Origin of the sequence: Aestuariispira insulae (assembly GCF_003385955.1) — a bacterium.
Lineage (GTDB): Bacteria > Pseudomonadota > Alphaproteobacteria > UBA8366 > Aestuariispiraceae > Aestuariispira > Aestuariispira insulae.
Map to the genome: position 1 here is coordinate 1 of NZ_QRDW01000015.1, position 18,525 is coordinate 18,525.

General features: G+C 56.2%; 16 protein-coding genes. 1 reads left to right on the forward strand and 15 read right to left on the reverse strand.

Annotation, left to right across the window (positions count from 1 at the left end; all coding sequences use genetic code 11):
• Window positions 1–87 precede the first annotated feature (87 nt).
• The 8 genes from DFP90_RS20630 to DFP90_RS20665 form a co-directional block, all read right to left on the reverse strand.
• Window positions 88–330, reverse strand: a complete 243-nt coding sequence (locus tag DFP90_RS20630) for a type 2 periplasmic-binding domain-containing protein (protein WP_147301077.1) — start codon at window positions 328–330, stop codon at window positions 88–90.
• A gap of 170 nt (window positions 331–500) precedes the next feature.
• On the reverse strand, window positions 501–1,829 hold the full coding sequence (locus tag DFP90_RS20635) for a glycerate kinase type-2 family protein (protein ID WP_115939052.1): 1,329 nt from the start codon (window positions 1,827–1,829) through the stop codon (window positions 501–503).
• Window positions 1,830–1,880: 51 nt separating this feature from the next.
• Window positions 1,881–4,634 carry a phosphoenolpyruvate carboxylase gene (locus DFP90_RS20640; protein WP_218044768.1) on the reverse strand — a complete coding sequence of 918 codons (2,754 nt, stop codon included), beginning with the start codon at window positions 4,632–4,634 and terminating at the stop codon, window positions 1,881–1,883.
• A gap of 143 nt (window positions 4,635–4,777) precedes the next feature.
• Window positions 4,778–5,677, reverse strand: coding sequence for a succinate--CoA ligase subunit alpha (sucD, locus tag DFP90_RS20645; RefSeq protein WP_115939054.1), 900 nt, complete (start codon window positions 5,675–5,677; stop codon window positions 4,778–4,780).
• A gap of 25 nt (window positions 5,678–5,702) precedes the next feature.
• Entirely contained in the window at window positions 5,703–6,878 is a 1,176-nt protein-coding gene (locus tag DFP90_RS20650; RefSeq protein ID WP_115939056.1) for a malate--CoA ligase subunit beta, read from the reverse strand.
• Window positions 6,879–6,910: 32 nt separating this feature from the next.
• Window positions 6,911–7,855 carry an HpcH/HpaI aldolase/citrate lyase family protein gene (locus tag DFP90_RS20655; RefSeq protein ID WP_115939058.1) on the reverse strand — a complete coding sequence of 315 codons (945 nt, stop codon included), beginning with the start codon at window positions 7,853–7,855 and terminating at the stop codon, window positions 6,911–6,913.
• A 103-nt stretch (window positions 7,856–7,958) separates the two neighbouring features.
• Complete coding sequence (locus DFP90_RS20660; RefSeq protein WP_115939060.1) at window positions 7,959–9,155, reverse strand: aminotransferase class V-fold PLP-dependent enzyme; 1,197 nt, start codon at window positions 9,153–9,155, stop codon at window positions 7,959–7,961.
• A gap of 516 nt (window positions 9,156–9,671) precedes the next feature.
• A complete protein-coding gene (locus DFP90_RS20665; RefSeq protein WP_115939062.1) occupies window positions 9,672–10,520 on the reverse strand; it encodes a LysR substrate-binding domain-containing protein in 849 nt (282 codons plus the stop codon).
• Window positions 10,521–10,661: 141 nt separating this feature from the next.
• Between DFP90_RS20665 and dddP the strand changes: the two genes are divergently transcribed.
• Window positions 10,662–12,008: a dimethylsulfonioproprionate lyase DddP gene (gene dddP / locus DFP90_RS20670; protein ID WP_115939064.1), complete on the forward strand. Its 1,347-nt coding sequence runs from the start codon at window positions 10,662–10,664 to the stop codon at window positions 12,006–12,008.
• 3 nt (window positions 12,009–12,011) lie between these two features.
• Here dddP and speE read toward each other — a convergent pair whose 3' ends face one another.
• From speE to DFP90_RS20705, 7 genes are all read right to left on the reverse strand, one after another.
• Window positions 12,012–12,824 (reverse strand): polyamine aminopropyltransferase, encoded by an 813-nt coding sequence (speE, locus tag DFP90_RS20675; RefSeq protein WP_115939066.1) that lies wholly within the window; start codon window positions 12,822–12,824, stop codon window positions 12,012–12,014.
• 3 nt (window positions 12,825–12,827) lie between these two features.
• Window positions 12,828–14,000, reverse strand: coding sequence for a type III PLP-dependent enzyme domain-containing protein (locus DFP90_RS20680; protein ID WP_115939068.1), 1,173 nt, complete (start codon window positions 13,998–14,000; stop codon window positions 12,828–12,830).
• Between the two features lie 55 nt (window positions 14,001–14,055).
• A complete protein-coding gene (locus tag DFP90_RS20685; protein ID WP_147301079.1) occupies window positions 14,056–14,304 on the reverse strand; it encodes a hypothetical protein in 249 nt (82 codons plus the stop codon).
• Window positions 14,305–14,537: 233 nt separating this feature from the next.
• Window positions 14,538–15,665 (reverse strand): hypothetical protein, encoded by a 1,128-nt coding sequence (locus DFP90_RS20690; RefSeq protein WP_147301080.1) that lies wholly within the window; start codon window positions 15,663–15,665, stop codon window positions 14,538–14,540.
• A gap of 10 nt (window positions 15,666–15,675) precedes the next feature.
• Window positions 15,676–16,137: a methylglyoxal synthase gene (locus DFP90_RS20695; protein WP_115939074.1), complete on the reverse strand. Its 462-nt coding sequence runs from the start codon at window positions 16,135–16,137 to the stop codon at window positions 15,676–15,678.
• 173 nt (window positions 16,138–16,310) lie between these two features.
• The gene (locus DFP90_RS20700; protein WP_115939076.1) at window positions 16,311–18,047 is read right to left on the reverse strand and encodes an ABC transporter substrate-binding protein; all 1,737 of its coding nucleotides are present in this window, start codon (window positions 18,045–18,047) and stop codon (window positions 16,311–16,313) included.
• Window positions 18,048–18,240: 193 nt separating this feature from the next.
• Entirely contained in the window at window positions 18,241–18,522 is a 282-nt protein-coding gene (locus DFP90_RS20705) for a DUF2160 domain-containing protein (protein ID WP_115939078.1), read from the reverse strand.
• Window positions 18,523–18,525 lie beyond the last annotated feature (3 nt).

Sequence of the window (18,525 nt, forward strand, 5' to 3'; positions counted from 1 at the left end):
TCGTGTGTTTTGATGGTTTGGTTCGCACCGTCATCAAAACCGGTAACTCTCACTCCTTCAAGGAAGCGGTGTCAGATCAGATCGCAACTACTTCAGATTATAGGCCAGTTGCCCGGATGCGTAATTCGCGGCCGCACCTTCCGTCATCAACAAAATATTATAGCCGTTCGATGGTTGACGCATGAATATCCGGATCGCCTCCATCCCGCCGTCAGCGGGGCGATTGACTATAGTGACATCCAAACCTGATGTGGCCTTGATCGCACGCGCCATTTGACGGGCCAGTTGATCTGAACCGCCACCGGCACCAAAAGCCACAATGATTCGCACCGGTTCACTGGGGTAAACCGCCTCGGTCGAGAATAATTGGCCGGATGCCCTAGAACCAGAAACCGGCACTAGGGAAAAAAAGCACAGAAGAATGACCAAGAGCGGCCGAACCATGGGTTTGTCAACTCTATCTATGTTTGATCCCCCGCAGCCTTATTATCCCCGGTCTTTCAGAAAATTACCAGTACCTGTAAATCTGCTACATTGGTACCGGTGCCACCGGTATTAACCAGATCTCCGCTGGCTTTCAGCCCATGATAGGAATCATTGTCATCCAGGATGGCAATCGCGTCCAATCCCTGCTCCGACAAGCGCTGCAACGTGCCCGGATCGACAATGCCGCCCGCGGCATCGGTCGGCCCATCCCGGCCGTCTGTACCCCCGCTGAGGAAACACCAGCGCGGCTCCAGCCCTTTTGCCGCCGCCGCAAAAGCCAGGGCAAATTCCTGATTGCGCCCGCCCCGGCCCGTGCCTTTCAAGACCACCGTGGTCTCGCCACCAGCAAGAACCGCCATCGGCCTGTCGCCGACCTGATCCATCAAGCTGGCGGCTTCCTTGGCCAAGATGCCCGCTTCCTCGCGCGCATTGCCTTCCAGGGCGTCGCTATAGAGCCGAACCTCCAGGTCCAAAGCCGCCGCCTTTTCCATCATGGCATCGACACTCAGCCGGTTGCTGCCGACCAGCATGGTCCGGGCCTGATGGAAAATCGCATCATCCCCTTTTGGCGTTTCCGGGATCTTACCAGCCACCCCCTCTTCAATCCGGGATCGGACGGAGGCTGGAACCTTGTCCCAGATTTCATAGGTTTCCAGGATCGCTTTGACATCGTCAAAATGGGTAGGGTCCGGCACAGTAGGGCCACTGGCGATCGCGCTCAGGTCATCGCCGATCACATCACTGAGCACCAACGCCTTAAGGTTGGCAGGTGCCGCCATCCGGGTCAATTGCCCACCCTTGAAGCAGGATAGATGCTTGCGCACCGCATTGATCTGTACAATATCCGCGCCACAGGCCAGCAGCAGATCTGTGGTAGCAATTTTTTCCTCAAGCGTTACCGGTTCCGCCGGATACGGCACCAATGCGGACCCGCCACCGCTGACCAGGGTCAGAACCAGATCCCCCTCTTCGGCTTGCGCCAGAAGAGTCTCGATCCGTTTGGCCGCCGCCAGGCCGCGCGCATCCGGCAATGGATGGCTTGATCCCATGACCTCGCATCCGGACATTTCCCGGACGTTTTCATCATTGGTGACCACCAGGGCGGGTGAGACAACCTTTTCCGCAGGCAGGATCTCCAGAGCCGCTTCAGCCATGGCACAGGCAGCCTTGCCGAAAGACACTACGAAAATCCTTTTCCAGTCACCGCTTTCCCCGGCGACTGACAGCACCCCACCTTCCAGAAAAAGGCCCCGGCGCACCGCGTGGGCCGGATCGGCCGCAGCCACGCCCGCCTGGAAGATTTCAAGCGCTTTTGCGCGCATCCCGGAGATATCCGCTGCCATAATCTTTGCCACCCTTAATACTCAACTGTTCAACCCGCTCAAGATAGCGGTTTATCCAGTCCAGCCAAGCCCGGAAGCGACACAGTTTATCGAAAGAAGCAGGCTCACCAACTCTTTGCTATTGCTCTCGCCTTTGGAAGCCCCGTCCCGGAAACGCCGGACCATCTCGATCTGATGGAAACCGGCTTCTCTGAGAAACGGCAGCCTGCGATCCAGTTTGACCCGATATTCGGGAAATCGGTCCGCCAACGCCGGCTCACCAGTGACCGCCAGGATCGCCTCCAGTGTCCGCTCATATTCTTCGCGAATAAGCTGGAATAATTCCGCTCGCACCGCCTCATCCGGCACCAGCCCGGAATAGGCCTTTGCGATCTCCAGATCGACCAGACAAAGCGATCGCTCAACCTCATCAATAACCAAGCGGAACAGCGGCATTTTTTCAAACATGTCGCGCAGCAGGGAGAGCCCCGCATCACCGCGAATCTTGATGAATTGCTGCAGCCCGCTGCCGACCCCGAACCAGACCGGCACCAGATGGCGATTCTGACTCCAGGCAAAAACCCAAGGGATGGCGCGCAGATCATCAAGCGAGGCAACGCCGCGCCGCCTGGCAGGACGGGAGCCAATATTCATCAGGCCCAGTTCCTCCACCGGGCTGGCCTCCTGGTAATAGCTGACCAAGCCCGGATGTTCCGCCAGTTTGCGATAGGCGACATAGGCCGTTCCCGCGATCGCCTCCATGGCGTCGTCAAAGCTGGTATTGTCGGTGCGTTCTTCTACCACGGGCTTGCGCAGGCTATGGTCCAGCACACTTGCCGCCAGCATTTCCATCTGATGTTGCGCCGTGCCCCGGTTGGCATATTTGGACGAGACCGCCTCACCCTGTTCAGTAATCCGCAGCCTGCCCTGGACAGTGCCTGCCGGCTGGGCAGCGACCGCCCGGATGGTTGGTGCGCCGCCACGGCTGACCGATCCGCCTCGGCCATGGAAAAAGCTGATTTTCACACCGGCCTTTTCGCCGGCGCGGGTCAGTTTGGTCTGTGCCTTGTTCAATTCCCAGTTACAAGTAAAAAAGCCGCCATCCTTGTTTGAGTCCGAATAGCCGATCATCACTTCCTGGACACGGTTGCGCGCACGCAGGGATCGGCGCACCAGCGGAATCGACAACAACTCGTTCATTATGCCCGGCGCCTGCTGCAGATCCTCGATGGTTTCAAACAGCGGCACGATATGACAGGTGCAGGCCTCCACCCCTTCCATATCGGAAAACAGGCCGCCATATTTCGCCAGAAGATACACACCCAGAATATCCGCCACCGATTGGGTCATGGACAGGATAACCGATCCGATCTGACCCTTGGATCCTCGATGGCTCACCCGGCCCAACAGGGTGAACAGGCTGAGCGTTCGGGCTGTCATCTCCGACAGATTATCGAAACTGTAGGGGGAGACCATCGGCGCGCTCAGTTCCGCCAGCAGCCAGGCCTTCCATTCGTCACTGTCTGCTTCGGGCGCAATCGCCCCTCCTGTGCGCCGCTGCCAGATCTCTGCAAGCGTTTCGTTGATCACCCCGGAATTTTCCCGGATATCAAGGGCTGTGGTATGAAAACCAAAGGCATCCACCTGACGGCGCAAGGGCCGGATCAAGGTCCGGTTCAGGGTGACACAGCCCACATCCTGCATGCCCTTTTCCAATACCCGCAAATCCTGGGCAAATTCATCCGCATCTTTGTAGGGCATCACATCATCGTCGCCCCTGGCATTCAGCATGCTCTCGACACGGCGTTTCATGGCCGTGGCATATTGCCGGAACAACTCGCCCGGGTTGCGCGCCACGATCATGTCTCCACTGCCGCACAGATCAAGAAGGCGCTCCAGATCCCTCTTAAAATCATCCGGAAATTCAATACCATGCGCCGCGATGCTCAATCGGGCGGTCAATAAGGATAACTCATGATCATACCGGATCAGAGCCAGTTTCTTATTGCTGGCAAAGGTGTTGCTGGTGACTTCCGTCGTCACAAAGGGGTTGCCATCGCGGTCACCACCAATCCAGGAACCAAAGCGCATGATCGGCGGGATCTTGAAATTGAAGTCAGGATAATGACAGCTCAAGGCCCAGTCCAACCGATCCATCAGTTCCGGCACTTGATCGAACAGCACTTCTTCAAAGAAATGCTGGCCCCAGGCCACCTCCTGATCCACGGTCGGTTTCTCCAGCCGGATTTCCCCGGTCAGCCAGAGCAAATCAATCTCAGCGCGCAATTTGTTGGTCAGGCGGTCTTTTTCCCGCGGAGTCCAGCGTGGTGATTCCAAATCCACAAGACGGCGGTATATGCGCCGATGGATCTCAAGAACCGTCACCCTCTTGGCTTCGGTCGGATGCGCTGTCAGAACCGCACAGATATCCATGTCATTGAGCAACTGCTGGATCTGTTCCGCAGGAATGCCTTCGCGCGCCGCATCAGCAATCACCTGGGCAAAGGATCCCCTGGCATGTTCCGCGCCATAAAGTGTCTCATCATGCCTGCGGCCGTGCATCGCGGCATTTTCCTCAGCGATTGCCAGCAGTTGGAACCAGGTGCCCAGCGCCTGGAGGCCGCGCAGGATGTTGTGCGGGTTGGGATCGCTCAATTCCCCCCCTTGCAGCAACGGCAGTATTTCTGGCTGGCGTTCGGCCAGTACCTCGCAAAAGAGGGTGAATAACAGATCGATGGTTTCACCGGTATAGCTGTCAGGGCTTGGGTCTGTCGGGGCCAGCGCCAAGATATTCGCCTGCTCTGTCCGTTTGATAGTGGCCGTCATGTCACACATCCCCATCAGATATCGATACTGTTTCAAATTCAAAAAAGACCCGGCCGGACATTGGGAACGAGGGATAGGGTCGTCCGGCCGGGTTTCAAAATGCCCGACGGAACCGGGTCAAGGGGTTCCGTCAGGCCTTACCATCACGCAACCTTGGCGATGCCTCCCAGGGCAGCCGCCATCGAGGAGCCAAGCTCCGACGGGTTGGGCGCGACAGAAACGCCTGCTTCACGAAGGATTTCCACCTTCTCCGCAGCAGATTCGCCAAAGGCGGACACAATGGCACCCGCATGGCCCATGCGGCGGCCTTTCGGCGCGGTCAGGCCCGCGATATAGGCCACCACCGGCTTTTTCATGTGATCGCGGATAAATTCAGCGGCTTCCGCTTCCTGCGGACCACCAATTTCACCGATCATCATGACCGCCTCGGTCTCCGGGTCTTGTTCGAAATGCGTCAGGATATCCATGAAGGAGGAACCATTGACCGGATCCCCACCGATACCGACGGAGGTGGAAACACCGATTCCCAGCGCTTTCATCTGGGAGGCGGCTTCATAGCCCAGCGTGCCGGAGCGCGCGACGATTCCGATGGAGCCTTTTTCATAGATATGTCCCGGCATGATACCGATCATCGCCTTGCCCGGGCTGATGGTGCCGGCACAGTTCGGACCGGTCAGGATCATGCGGTTTTCTTCCCGGTAACGACGCATATAACGTTTCACCGTGATCATATCCTGGGCCGGGATGCCGTCGGTGATGCAGACCGAATAACGGATACCCGCATCGGCCGATTCCATGATCGCATCCGCTGCATAGGGCGGCGGCACAAAGATCCCACAGGCTTGCGCGCCGGTGGCTTCAACCGCTTCCTTGACGGTATTGAAAACCGGTTTGCCCAGATGGGTGGTCCCGCCTTTGCCAGGGGTCACCCCACCAACAACATTGGTGCCATATTCCATCATTTCCTGGGCATGGAAGGTCCCGATCCGGCCGGTATAGCCCTGAACGATAACCGGGGTGTTTTCGTCAATCAGAATAGACATGTCTCAACTCTCCTCTTCGCTCAGATCAGGCGGCTTTGGTATCGCGCCAGGCCCCGACTACACGGTCGGCGGCTTCGGCCAGGGTATCGGCAGTCAGGATCGGCAGACCGCTTTCCTCAAGGATACGGCGTCCCTCTTCCACATTGGTGCCCGCCAGACGGACCACCAAAGGCACAGTGATATCAGTGTTTTTCACCGCCTGGACCACCCCTTCAGCCACCCAGTCACAGCGGTTGATGCCGGCGAAGATATTGACCAGGATCGCTTCCACGCCTTCATCGGCCAGAACCGCCTTGAAGGCCTTGGTGACACGCTCAGGCGACGCGCCGCCGCCGATATCGAGGAAGTTCGCGGGTTCACCACCTACATGCTTGATCATGTCCATGGTTGCCATGGCCAGGCCCGCGCCATTGATGATGCAGCCAATATTGCCATCCAGGCCGACATAGGAAAGCCCCCGGTCTGCCGCATAGGATTCACGCGGATCCTCCTGGGATTTATCACGCAGCTCCGCAATTTGCGGACGGCGGTAAAGGGCGTTTTCGTCAAAGCTCATCTTGGCGTCCAGCGCCACAATGTCTTTTTCCTTGGTGATCACCAGCGGGTTGATCTCCACCATGGTAGCATCGAGCTCTCGGAATGCCCGATAGCAACCAAGGATGGTCTCGGACGCTTTGGCGATCTGCCCCGGCTCCAGGCCCAGACCGAAAGCGATCTCGCGCGCCTGGAAAGGCTGCATGCCAACAGCAGGTTCGACAGAGGCCCGGACAATGCTTTCCGGGTTGGAGGCGGAGATTTCCTCAATCTCCATGCCGCCCGCAGCGGAGGCGACAACCATCACCCGCTCGGTTTTCCGATCCAGCACAAAGCCCAGGTAAATCTCCTGGTCGATATTGGTCGCTTCCTCCACATAAAGGCGGTAGACAACCTTGCCCTGGGCGCCGGTCTGATGGGTCACCAGGCGTTTGCCCAGCAGGTCGTCGGCCGCTTCCCAGATCTCCTTATCATTTTCGCAAACCCGGATACCGCCGGCCTTGCCCCGGGCACCGGAATGAATCTGGGCCTTCACCACCCATTTGTCGCCGCCGATTTCCCGGGCGCGGTAGGTTGCCTGTTCCGGGCTGTAAGCGAGGCCGCCACGCGGGATCGGCACGCCGAAGTCGGACAGCAGCTCTTTAGCCTGATACTCATGAATATCCATGGATCTAATCCTTTCCCTATTGCCGAAAACGCTTAGGCCGCGCGGCCGTGAATGATGTTGTCGACATTGACCACATTTTCCGCCATGCGGGCGGATGCGGCGTCGATCATCTTGCCGTCCAATTGGGCAGCGCCTTTGCCCTGGGCGGCGGCTTCATCGAGGGCTTTCAGGATATTTTTGGCACGCTCGACTTCCTTGGCCGGTGGGGAATAAACCTCGTTGGCCAGCTCAATCTGGGAAGGATGGATTGCCCATTTCCCTTCCAGACCCAGCGCCGCGCCACGGCGCGCCGCATCCAGATAGCCTTCCGGATCATTGAAATCACCAAACGGCCCATCGATGGCACGCAGGCCATAGGCACGGCAGGCGATGGTCATGCGGCAAAGTCCTGCATGCCACTGGTCGCCTGGATAATCCGGGTTCAATCCGCCGATATTGGTGGTGCGGGCGCGAAGGCTGGCGGCATAGTCGGCAACGCCGAAATGCATGGCCTCCAGTCGCGGGCTGGCCTGCGCGATGGCTTCCACATTGGCCATGCCAAGCGCGGTTTCGATCAAAGCTTCCAGGCCCACCTTATGCTGGATGCCTTTCGCCTGTTCGATCTGGTTGCAGAGCGCTTCGACCATATAGAGATCGGCCGGCACCCCCACTTTCGGCACCAGGATCGTATCAAGACGATGCCCTGCCTGCTCCATCACATCCACCACATCGCGATACATGTAATGGGTATCGAGACCGTTGATGCGAACAGAAATGGTCTTGCCCTTGGCACGCCAGTCAATATCGTTCAGCGCCTGGATGATGTTCTTCCGGGCCTGTTCCTTATCCGAGGGCGCAACCGCATCCTCGATATCCAGGAACACATAATCGGCGGCGCAATCGGCGGCCTTGTCAATCATTGTCGGGTTGGAACCCGGCACCGCCAGCTCGGACCGCTGAAGGCGGGTTTTCACCGGGGGATAAATCGTATGGCTCATGTCAGACTTCTCCTGTTCGGAGAGGCCGCAGCAGCCTCTCCGTCATAAGATTTTCCTGGCGTTTGAACGCCTTATCTATGCTTGTTGTTTCTCTGGATTGCCGCTATTCCGCCGCCGCGGCCAAGGCCTGGCCCCGGGTGGTACGGTAATAATCAACCGCCTGGGCAACACCGCTGCCAGCTTCGACCGGGATGCCGAGATCCCGCAGGGTCATCTCGACACCGCCCAGAACACCCAGCAGCATGGTTTCATTCAGACTGCCCAGATGGCCAATGCGGAACACCTTGCCCGCCACTTTGGACAGGCCGACACCCAGTGAGATGTTGTATTCGTAATAGGCATGACGCACGACTTCAGCGCTATCAAAACCTTCAGGCACACAAATGGCGCTCACCGTATCGGAATACCATTTCGGTTCTTTGGCACAAAGATCCAGTCCCCAGCCTTCTGTCACCGCGCGCCGAACACCTTCGGCCATGCGATTATGACGGGCAAAGACATTGTCCAGCCCTTCGCCCAAAAGGGTGTCAACTGACGCCCGCAGGCCACGTAGCAGGGTGGTTGCCGGGGTATAGGGGAAATAACCCTGGGCATTGGTCTTGATCATATCCTCGAAATCGAAGAAGCAACGGGTATGCTGAGCCGTATGGCGTGCTTCCAGGGCTTTCTGGCTGACCGCAACAATGGCAAGACCGGTCGGCAGCATGAAGCCCTTCTGGGAACCGCTGACCGCCAGGTCGACCCCCCATTCATCCATGCAAAAATCGATGGAGGCAATGGAACTCACGCCATCCACATAGAGCATGGCCGGGTGATCAGCCGCATCCAGCGCCTTGCGGATCCCGGCGATATCGCTGGTGACACCGGTCGCCGTTTCGTTATGGCAGGCAAAAACCGCCTTGATCTCTTTATTCGTGTCCGCTTCCAGGCGTTTGGCAAATTCCTCGACCGGAACCCCCTCACCCCATTCGACGTCTATACAGTCAACATCCAGTTTGAACCGTTCCAGCATATCCACCCAGAGATGGGAGAACTGGCCAAAGCGGCTGATCAGAACCTTGTCGCCGGGCGACAGGGTGTTGGTGATGGCTGCTTCCCAGCCGCCGGTGCCGGAGCCCGGGAACAAGAAGACCTGACCGGTCTCTGTCTTGAAGATCTTCTTCAGATCCTGGAACAGCGGCAGCGTGAATTCCGGAAAATCCGGCGCCCGCATATCTTCCATGGAAAGATCGACCGCAGACCGGATATGATCCGGAATATTTGTCGGTCCAGGAATAAACAGCGCATTACGACCCGCCATAAGTCGTATCCTCCCTCAGTATCATGTCGGACATCCGGATCAACGGGATATGAACGGCAATGATGACAAGCCCCACGCTGCATCTAGCCTGCACGGCCCCACGCCATGCCCATATCTTTTATCCATTCACCCGGACCGCCTTCGCACAGGCGCCTTGCCCTCGGTTCACAACCACTGGATGCATGATGCATCTTCAGCAATTTGATAATGACGATAGAGGGGCATGAAAAATTCCCCCGACACGACCAAATGCAATTCAAATGCGACCTCAGAAATGATCTTATATTACAAGCTGCGACATTTTGACCTAAGCATATTTCAATATATTGCCGATTTTGCGTCAAAAAGTCGAAAACGGGAGTCGTTCACAGGATCAAGCATGCCGCAAAGAGATAACAACTATGGAGATAAGTTGTATAGGGAAGTGGCGACAAAATAAGACGGCACCTTGCGTTGCGCCGATGCTGCAACGCGCCATCGCAACGCAGCAATTCTGTCGCGTGAAAACAAATGCCGCTATTCAGTCTGATAAAGGTTAAACAACAGGGTTTCGACCTCACCAACAAAATCAGGCGCATCCGGTCGCCGGATCAAGCGGATTTCCGTCATGCCGAGCGTTGGCAAGTTCCAGGCGGCATCGGCCTTTTGCAATTGGGGCGGCACCGTGCCTTCGGCCATGACCGTGAGCGCCAGCCCCGCTTCAACTGCGGCCAGAACCCCGCGGCCGCTCTCCGACGACATGATGATGCGCCATTCCATCCCGCGCCGCTCGAGGGTTTCCAACGTGTTTTGCCGATAGACACATCCCTGCGGATAAAGTGCCACTGGCAGTGGCTGACCCGGCTGAAACTCAAACCCCGCCGAACAGGTCCAGATCAATTGCCGACGGGAAATCAAGGTACCGCGCTTAAACCCGTCCGGCGGTGTTATCACCGCCAGGTCCAGTTTGCCCGCATCTACCATGTCGACCAGATCAACGCTTTTGCAGCAGACAACCTCGAACTCTAGCTGCGGCATGCTTTCACGCTGAAGGTTCAAAACCGCTGCCAGCCGCGCGCCGGCGTAATCTTCCGCCACCCCCAAACGAGCCGTTTTCAGGGATTGCGGCTGCAGGGCAATCCTCGCCTCATCATGCATGCGCAGAATCCGGCGCGCCATCGGCAACAGTTGCTGTCCTGCGGCGGTTAGCGCAAGCTTGTGATAATTTCGGGCAAAGAGAGGCCCACCGGCCCGGTCTTCAAGCGTCTTGATGCGTTGCGACACGGCCCCTTGCGTAATGTTCAAACGCCGGGCGGCACCGCTGAAAGATCCTTCTACGGCCGCCATGGAAAAAGACCGGAGAAGCGGAATATCCAAATCGCTCACAGTTATTAGGCTTTCTATTAGCAAGCATCAATTATTGTAGTTTTACAGCGATCACGAAAAAACTCAAATTTGATAAAACAGTATTCCTTGGCACCAGCATACGGACCAGGGAAACAACAAGTAGATCAGGGACATCTATAAATGGATACTATCGGCACCGCCTCCCTTAGCAGTTCCAACCGGAAGATTGATCCGACGCGCCGGCCTGCCCGGCCATTGAAGGGCGACGGCACGCCCAATGATAATGACCGGGTGGAGATCGGGCCAACCGCCCTTGCCTTTAGCGAATGGGAGGCGCTTGGCCTTGCGCTGCCCAACCTGCCGGAACTGCGAGAATACCGACTGGGCCGGATCCGTGAGCAGCTGCGCCTGAGGGATTATGGCGGGATCCTTTTGTTTGATCCGCTCAATATCCGCTATGCCACCGACAGTTCCAACATGCAGCTCTGGGTCACCCACAATGCCTGCCGCGCCTGTTTCATCCCGACGGAAGGCCCGGTCATCCTATGGGATTTCCATAATTGCGAGCATCTGTCCGAGTTCCTGCCGCTGGTCGACGAGGTCCGCCATGGGGCCTCGTTTTTCTATTTTGAATCGGGCGACAAGCTGGAGCAGCATGCTAGTGAATTTGCTCATCAGATTGATGAGCTGATGCGCAAACATGCCGGACGCAACCGCAAGCTGGCCGTGGACAAGATGGAGATTGTCGGCATTCGCGCCTTTGACTCTCTGGGTATCGACATTTGCGAAGGCCAGGCGGTCACCGAACATGCCCGTGCCATCAAGAATGAAAACGAATTGAACGCCATGCGTTGTGCCATTGCTGCCTGCGAGGCTGGCATGGATGATATGCGGCGTGTCATGCGGCCCGGCGTCACGGAAAACGAGATGTGGGCCGCCCTGCATCACGGCAATATCATCCGGGGCGGCGAATGGATCGAAACCAGACTGCTGGCATCAGGCCCCCGCACAAATCCATGGTTCCATGAATGTGGCCCGCGAGTGATCCAGAATGGTGATATCGTCGCCTTCGATACCGATCTGATCGGCCCTTATGGGTATTGCGCGGATATTTCACGCACCTGGCTGTGCGGGGATGGCAAACCGACCGCGGAACAAAAAACCCTCTATCAAATGGCCCATGACCATATCATGTCCAACATGGCGCTGCTGGCCCCTGGCGTCAGCTTCCGGGAATTAATGGAACGGGGACACCGCCTGCCCACGGAATATCGCAACAACCGATATGGCGTCATGTTCCACGGTGTGGGCCTGTGTGATGAATATCCGTCACTTCGCTATCCGGAAGATTGGGACAGTTGCGGCTATGACGGCGTTTTAAAACCCGGCATGACGCTTTGTGTCGAAGCCTATATCGGCGTCGATGGCGGTCGCGAGGGGGTTAAACTGGAAGACCAAGTGGTGATCACGGAGACTGGATATGAAAACCTGACCCGCTATCCGTTTGAGAAGGATTTCCTGGATTAAGGATCAGACTTTCGGAAAGGGCAGCAGGAAGGACGCCATTCGACTGTTATCGGAATAATAGCGGGTTTCAAAATCACAAGGTCTGGGCGTGACCGCTTTCAGATCGATTGCGTCGCTGCCCCAGGCAAAGGCATGAAGCCCGCCTAAATAACTGGGCACCGCCGCCTGATAATAGCCATGATATGAAAACAACTCCGCCAGATCCACGCCGATCTGGCGACCGAAATCCTTCTGATACATCGGGCAGCCGGCCTGGGCCACCAGAACGCCCCCCCGGGCCAGGACCGCCTTGCAGCCCTGGTAAAATTCAGACGTGAATAGCGGCTCACTTGGGCCCGCCGGATCTGTGCTGTCCACGATGATCACATCAAAGCGATCTTCAGTCTTTGCAATAAAATCAACCGCATCGCCAATCGCCAGCCGGGCTTTTTCATGCCGGAAAGCCCCCTGGACCATGTCCGGCATGTGTCTTTCGCACAGCTCGATCAGCCCACCATCCAGCTCCGCCAGGACAGCTTCCCGGATATTTTCATGACGCACAGCCTCGCGCAGGCAGGTTCCGTCCCCGCCCCCGACGATCAAAACCCGTTTCGGGTCCGGATGGGACAGGACCGGCACATGCACCATCATTTCCGAATAGATCGGCTCGTCCAGCTCGGTCACCTGCACCGCGCCATCTAGCACCATGACACGGCCCAGCAGGTCATTTCGAAAGAACCGTAAGGTTTGATACTCTGTCCGGCCCGCGTAAATATCCTCATCCACGCGAATCGATTGCGCGACCTCGCCATGCAGCTCTTCTTGAAACCAACCCATGGGTCACGCCACCTGAACGGCGGCCTCCGGACGCACCCAGAAAGGATCACTTTCCAGGCACATGAAAGTGTCTGAGAAGAAACCGTTAAACCGTGTGCGATAGGCATTGGAATAGGCGCCGATCATGCCGACTTCCAGATAATCACCCGTTTCAATATCGTCCGGCAGCAAAAACGGCCCCGGGCAGCTGTCCACATTGTCACAGGTCGGGCCGAACATGCGGTATTCACGCAGATCGCCGCCGCGAACCGTACCGTCGGAACGCATGACACGCAGCGGAAAATGCGCGCCCAGATATTTCAACTCAGACAGACCGCCAAAGACACCGTCATTCAGAAACAGGTCGCCATCCCGGCGCAGATCGATGCGCGTGACAATGGACTGACCTTCCGCACAGAGCGCCCGGCCCGGCTCACACCAATATTCCGGCTCACCCGCAAACTGCAGATCAGCAATCGTTTGCTTGATCTCGGAGACAAAAACCTCAAACACAGGTTCCTGACCAGTATAGCTGACCGGGAATCCGCCGCCGCAATCGATCACTTCATATTCAACACCGGCCGCCTGCTCGATATCCTTGGCAAGGGTGAGTGCGCGCCGAAAAGCCATCGGGTTCAAACAATGGGAGCCCACATGGAAACAGACACCACAGCGGAAGCCGGCCTCTTTGATTTCCTGCAGCAGATGCGCGGCACGCTCAGGGGTCGCACCAAATTTGCCTCCCAGATCCATGGTCGCCATCTGGCGCGGCAGATCGAGGCGCACCATCAGGCGCACATCCGCCCGGTCAGTGGGCGCGATCAGCTCAATGAATTTCTTCAACTCATTCTCATGATCGAGCGAATAGTTGCGCAGGCCGAACTCATTATAAGACCGATCGATGGAATCGTAGGATTTAACCGGGTTCATGAAATAGCAGCTGGCATCTTCAAAACGGCTGGTGACCACTTCGATCTCATGCACGGAAGCGGTGTCGAAATGGCGGATGCCACCGTCATACAGAGCCTGCAGGATCCGGTTATCCTCGTTGCATTTGACCGCATAGAGAACCTTCCCCGGAAACGCCTTGTTCAAACGGGCGGCCTTCGCGCTCAGCAGATGCGGATAAACGAAGTGAACGGGATGATCGAAATTATTGTCGGCAACCAACTGGCCGACATGGTCCAAAACACTCATGGCATATTTTCCTAATAAAGAGAGACGTTAACTTCCAGTGAGGAAAGTCAACGAATTACAGGATCGCCATTTTGCGCGAGAGCAGGGCCATATCGCCCTGACGGTCGTAAAAATCCTCCGGCCCGTAAAAGGCGGCAATCGCCATACGGCCATCAGGAATCCGAGGTTCCATTTTTTTCAGGACCGGGATGCGGTCAGCACGGATCGCATAATCCACAAATCGGGAAAAAATTTTCAATCTGGTTTGAAAAGCATGGCCTTTTTCGGCCCAGGCTTTGAGGCCAGCAAACAGAATTCGCAACATCGCATTCATTCCATCAACCAGTCCCGGGCCCATCCCGGCTTGAGTGAGAGCGCCGAAATATACGGAATCTAAACCTGGGTCTACAGAAAAATGAGACCTCTTAGAAAAAAGTTCATTTCCCGTAAAAAGAACACATATTTTTTCACATTATTTCAATAATATAAGCCAAAAACGCCCACTTCAACAGAAAACTCGCACCTCTCAAACAAACGAAGGAAAAGGGCATGTGAAACTTAGTCGGCGGCCACAACCTTGTTACCTTCAGCATAGATGACGCAATCCGGCTGCCCGCACAGCTTCATCGCCTCTCGGAATGCATAATTCCGGTAATGGTAGGGATACATTCCGAAGCTGCCTGTGCTGGGACTGTAGGCGAAGAATTTATAATTATATGTCCCACGCCTGATCAGAGGAATTGACTGGTATGAACCATGGAAAATCTCTCTCGCCCGGCCTTCCAGCACTATTGCCGTTTGGGCGAACTTCTCCCGGTCAACTTCCCCCCTGTCATATTGATCATGGTTAATCAGATTCTTTTGCTTGCTCAGCTCCAATTCGCAGCTGCCCGCCCCACCCTGTGATAGGAACTCACTCAAACAATCATAATAGTTGTTGGCTAGATAAGCGTGACTGAACGCAAAATGCCCTTTTGCCCAGCGTGGAGAATCGAGTGTGGCATGCACTATACCGTTCCGCGTGAATATTTCTGAATATTGATCACAGCGTCCCGCAACCTCCCAAGGATCATCATTGAAGCATGCTGTCAAAACACTGGCATGGACAATCCTGTTCGCCAGTTTCCCTGTCTCGTTCAGTGTTCGATCAAATGATCTGTTCTTTTTGCCATCAACTGTTATAGCCGGACCAAATTTATTCACGCTGGCCAGGATGACTGTATCGATGATCCCTTCGGTATCCATTGCTGCCGCTTGCAGCGCAATCCAGCCGCCATACGCGCTTCCTCCGAGGATTATCTTCTTATAATCGTTCCGGCGCTTCCATTTTCCGATTTCATCTAGAACCGCTCTGGCCAGTGCCTCATCAAAACGGCGCCCCGGTTCCAATTGGGCAATCTGATATCGGTGCAAATTATAACCGTTTTCTTGGACAAATCTGGACAGAAACACCCCTTCAATACCCTGTCCTTCCGATCCTTTCGGGTCCAGTTTTGCCCGGCCAATCAAATTGAAAACGCCCCCGCTGGCCTCATTCAGCCCGACAATCATCTCAATGCCGCCAGGCTCGAGCGCCTTGGTCACATCCGGATGCGGATCGTTTGATGACAGGCAGGACGCCAATAGTAACAAACTGCCTCCAAGGGCAATAATATGTTTCATCTGTACCAAACCAGCACCATTCAATTAGGAAGAATCATGAAAGCTTGCGATCAGTATAGCTCCTGAAGCGATCCAATCGATCAGGACGGGCGTTATGATGCTCATCGCTATTAAACAGCGGACTCATGATCAGGAAATCTGCGGAAGCCCGGTTGCAGGCCAGCGGCACATCATAGACGGTGGAGAGGCGAATCAAGGCCTTCACATCGACATCATGGGGCTGGGGTGTCATCGGATCCTGGAAAAAGACCAGCATCTGCAGCTTGCCATCGGCAATCATGCCGCCAAGCTGTTGATCCCCGCCCAAAGGCCCGCTTTTCATCGCTTGGATATTCAGGGACGGATTGGCCTCTTTCAAGACCCGCGCCGTTGTGCCGGTCGCAAAGAGGGCGTGCGGCGCCAGTTTCTCCAGATGGGTTTTCACCCAATGGGCCAGTTCCGGTTTTACCGCATCATGAGCCACCAACCCGATATTCAATTTCCGTCCATCTGACATTGATCTACCTATCCTTACATCTGCCAAGCAGCCTATTGGATTTTCATGACATTTCATAGAGCATCCAAAAAATTCGGGCGGATCCAAAATTCATGGATCCGCCCGTTTTTAGTCTGGAAATCTTGCCGCGAAGCAACCGGCCGGATTTCCTTGTTCATTCACGTTGAGCGTGATCAGCCCTGTTTCCAGCGCTCGATCAGCTCTTCGTAAGGAACGGTTTCGCCCTGCGGCTTCTCGTTTTCCAGCTTCGCTTTCGCGCCGCCTTTGCCGAGCCACTCGCTGGCGTCTTTTTCAGCGTTCAGACGCGGGCCACAACCGCCGTAAACGTTGGCAGCTTCATCAGCAGCCTGCATACGGGACATGACCTGATCCATTTCACCCGCCAGACGGTCCATGGCTTCCTGCGGGGTGAAGGAACCGGAGTTCACGTCACCAATCTGCTGCCACCAGATCTGGGCCAGTTTCGGATAATCCGGAACGTTGACACCGGTCGGGGACCACATCACACGATCCGGGGAACGATAGAACTCAACCAGGCCGCCCAGTTTCGGCGCACGCTCGGTGAAGCTCTCATGGTTCACGGTGGATTCACGGATGAAGGTCAGGCCTTCATGGCTTTTCTCAACGTCAACGGTCTTGGAGACCACGAACTGAGCATAGAGCCAGGCTGCTTTTGCGCGGTCAGCCGGGGTGGATTTCAGGATGGTCCAGGAACCGGCATCCTGATAGCCGAGCTTCTGACCTTCTTCCCAATACGGGCCCTTCGGAGAGGGTGCCATCCGCCACAGCGGGTAACCTTCCTCATCCACGGTATTGTTGCCTTCGGATTTCGGCGCCACCATGGACTGGGTGAAGGCGGTGTACCAGAAGATCTGCTGGGCTACGTTACCCTGAGCCAGAGCCGGCAGGGACTGGTAGAAGTCATAGCTGGCAGCGCCCGGAGGTGCATATTTGCGCAGCCATTCATCCCATTTGCGGATCGCGTAAACAGCCGCCGGACCGTTCGCAGCACCACCACGGGTAACGGAAGCGCCCGCCGGGTTACAGGACCCCTCTTCCATGCGGATGCCCCACTCGTCGATCGGCTTGCCGTTCGGCAGGCCTTTGGAACCGGCACCGGCCATGGACAGCCAGGCATCGGTCATGCGCCAGCCGAGATCCGGCGCGCGCTTGCCATAATCCATATGACCATAAACGCGGACACCATCGATTTCCTTCACATGCTCGGAGAAGAATTCGGCGATATCCTCATAAGCGGACCAGTTAACCGGCACGCCCAGCTCATAGCCATAGATTTCTTTAAACTTGGCTTTCAGGTCAGGCTTGTCGAACCAGTCTTTGCGGTACCAATACAGGTTCGCAAACTGTTGGTCAGGCAGCTGATAAAGCTTGCCATCCGGACCGGTGGTGAAGGATTTGCCGATGAAGTCATCGATATCCAGGTTCGGGTTGGTAACGTCCTTGCCGTCACCTTCCATGTAATCGGACAGGTTCACCGCCAGCTGCAGGCGGGAATGGGTGCCGATCAGATCGGAATCGTTGATATAGGCATCATACAGGTTACGCTTGGTCTGCATCTGGGTCTGAACGGCCTGGACGACTTCGCCCTCGCCGAGCAGCTGATGGTTGACCTTAATCCCGGTGATTTCCTCGAATGCCTTGGTCAGGACCTTGGATTCATAGGTATGGGTCGGGATGGTTTCGGAGAGCACGTTGATTTCCATGCCCTTGAACGGTTCTGCCGCGTTGACGAACCATTCCATTTCCTTCATCTGCTCGTCCTTTGACAGGGTCGAGCGTTTGAATTCTTCGTTAATCCATTTTTCCGCTTCGGCCATGCCGGCAAAAGCGGGAAGCGCCCCTGCGACAATACCGATCGCGGCTACAGACGCGATTAAAGACTTTTTCATTATAAGTCCTCCCAGTTCACTAGGTTACCTCCGGATCGGAGATCGGGTTCCAACCACTGAAACCCTCAGCGAGACACGACAAGCCAGCCCCTTTGTTCAGGCGGGCGGGTCCTGGCGTGGGTTTCACCTTTCTTCCTGTATCGCACTTATTTTCTAGGCTTTCGGAAGATCGGCGATTCGTGTGCGGCCCTCCTCAGACCCAGCGGAATACCGCCAGGCCGAAGAGAACAGCGATAATGGTCGCACCCCAGAGCGGCGCGGAAACGAGGCCCAGCCAAGCCAGATGGATATAAGCCGAGCCAAGCAAAGAGATGAACAGGCGGTCACCGCGTGTGGTGTCCAGGCCCAAGATGCCCTTGCGGGGCGCGCCGCCAGGCCGGGCGAATTCCCAGACCGTCATCACGGTCAGCGCGCAAGCAATAAAGCCGAAGAACAGACCTGTATGCCAGGTCCAGGCCATCCAAGATAAATCCATGGG

Excerpts from the sequence above, each read along its gene's own strand:
- DFP90_RS20635 (WP_115939052.1), bottom strand. The coding sequence starts at position 1,829 with ATGGCAGCGGATATCTCCGGGATGCGCGCAAAAGCGCTTGAAATCTTC.
- DFP90_RS20640 (WP_218044768.1), bottom strand. The coding sequence starts at position 4,634 with ATGACGGCCACTATCAAACGGACAGAGCAGGCGAATATCTTGGCGCTG.
- sucD (WP_115939054.1), bottom strand. The coding sequence starts at position 5,677 with ATGTCTATTCTGATTGACGAAAACACCCCGGTTATCGTTCAGGGCTAT.
- DFP90_RS20650 (WP_115939056.1), bottom strand. The coding sequence starts at position 6,878 with ATGGATATTCATGAGTATCAGGCTAAAGAGCTGCTGTCCGACTTCGGC.
- DFP90_RS20655 (WP_115939058.1), bottom strand. The coding sequence starts at position 7,855 with ATGAGCCATACGATTTATCCCCCGGTGAAAACCCGCCTTCAGCGGTCC.
- DFP90_RS20660 (WP_115939060.1), bottom strand. The coding sequence starts at position 9,155 with ATGGCGGGTCGTAATGCGCTGTTTATTCCTGGACCGACAAATATTCCG.
- dddP (WP_115939064.1), top strand. The coding sequence starts at position 10,662 with ATGGATACTATCGGCACCGCCTCCCTTAGCAGTTCCAACCGGAAGATT.
- speE (WP_115939066.1), bottom strand. The coding sequence starts at position 12,824 with ATGGGTTGGTTTCAAGAAGAGCTGCATGGCGAGGTCGCGCAATCGATT.
- DFP90_RS20680 (WP_115939068.1), bottom strand. The coding sequence starts at position 14,000 with ATGAGTGTTTTGGACCATGTCGGCCAGTTGGTTGCCGACAATAATTTC.
- DFP90_RS20685 (WP_147301079.1), bottom strand. The coding sequence starts at position 14,304 with ATGTTGCGAATTCTGTTTGCTGGCCTCAAAGCCTGGGCCGAAAAAGGC.
- DFP90_RS20695 (WP_115939074.1), bottom strand. The coding sequence starts at position 16,137 with ATGTCAGATGGACGGAAATTGAATATCGGGTTGGTGGCTCATGATGCG.
- DFP90_RS20700 (WP_115939076.1), bottom strand. The coding sequence starts at position 18,047 with ATGAAAAAGTCTTTAATCGCGTCTGTAGCCGCGATCGGTATTGTCGCA.
- DFP90_RS20705 (WP_115939078.1), bottom strand. The coding sequence starts at position 18,522 with ATGGATTTATCTTGGATGGCCTGGACCTGGCATACAGGTCTGTTCTTC.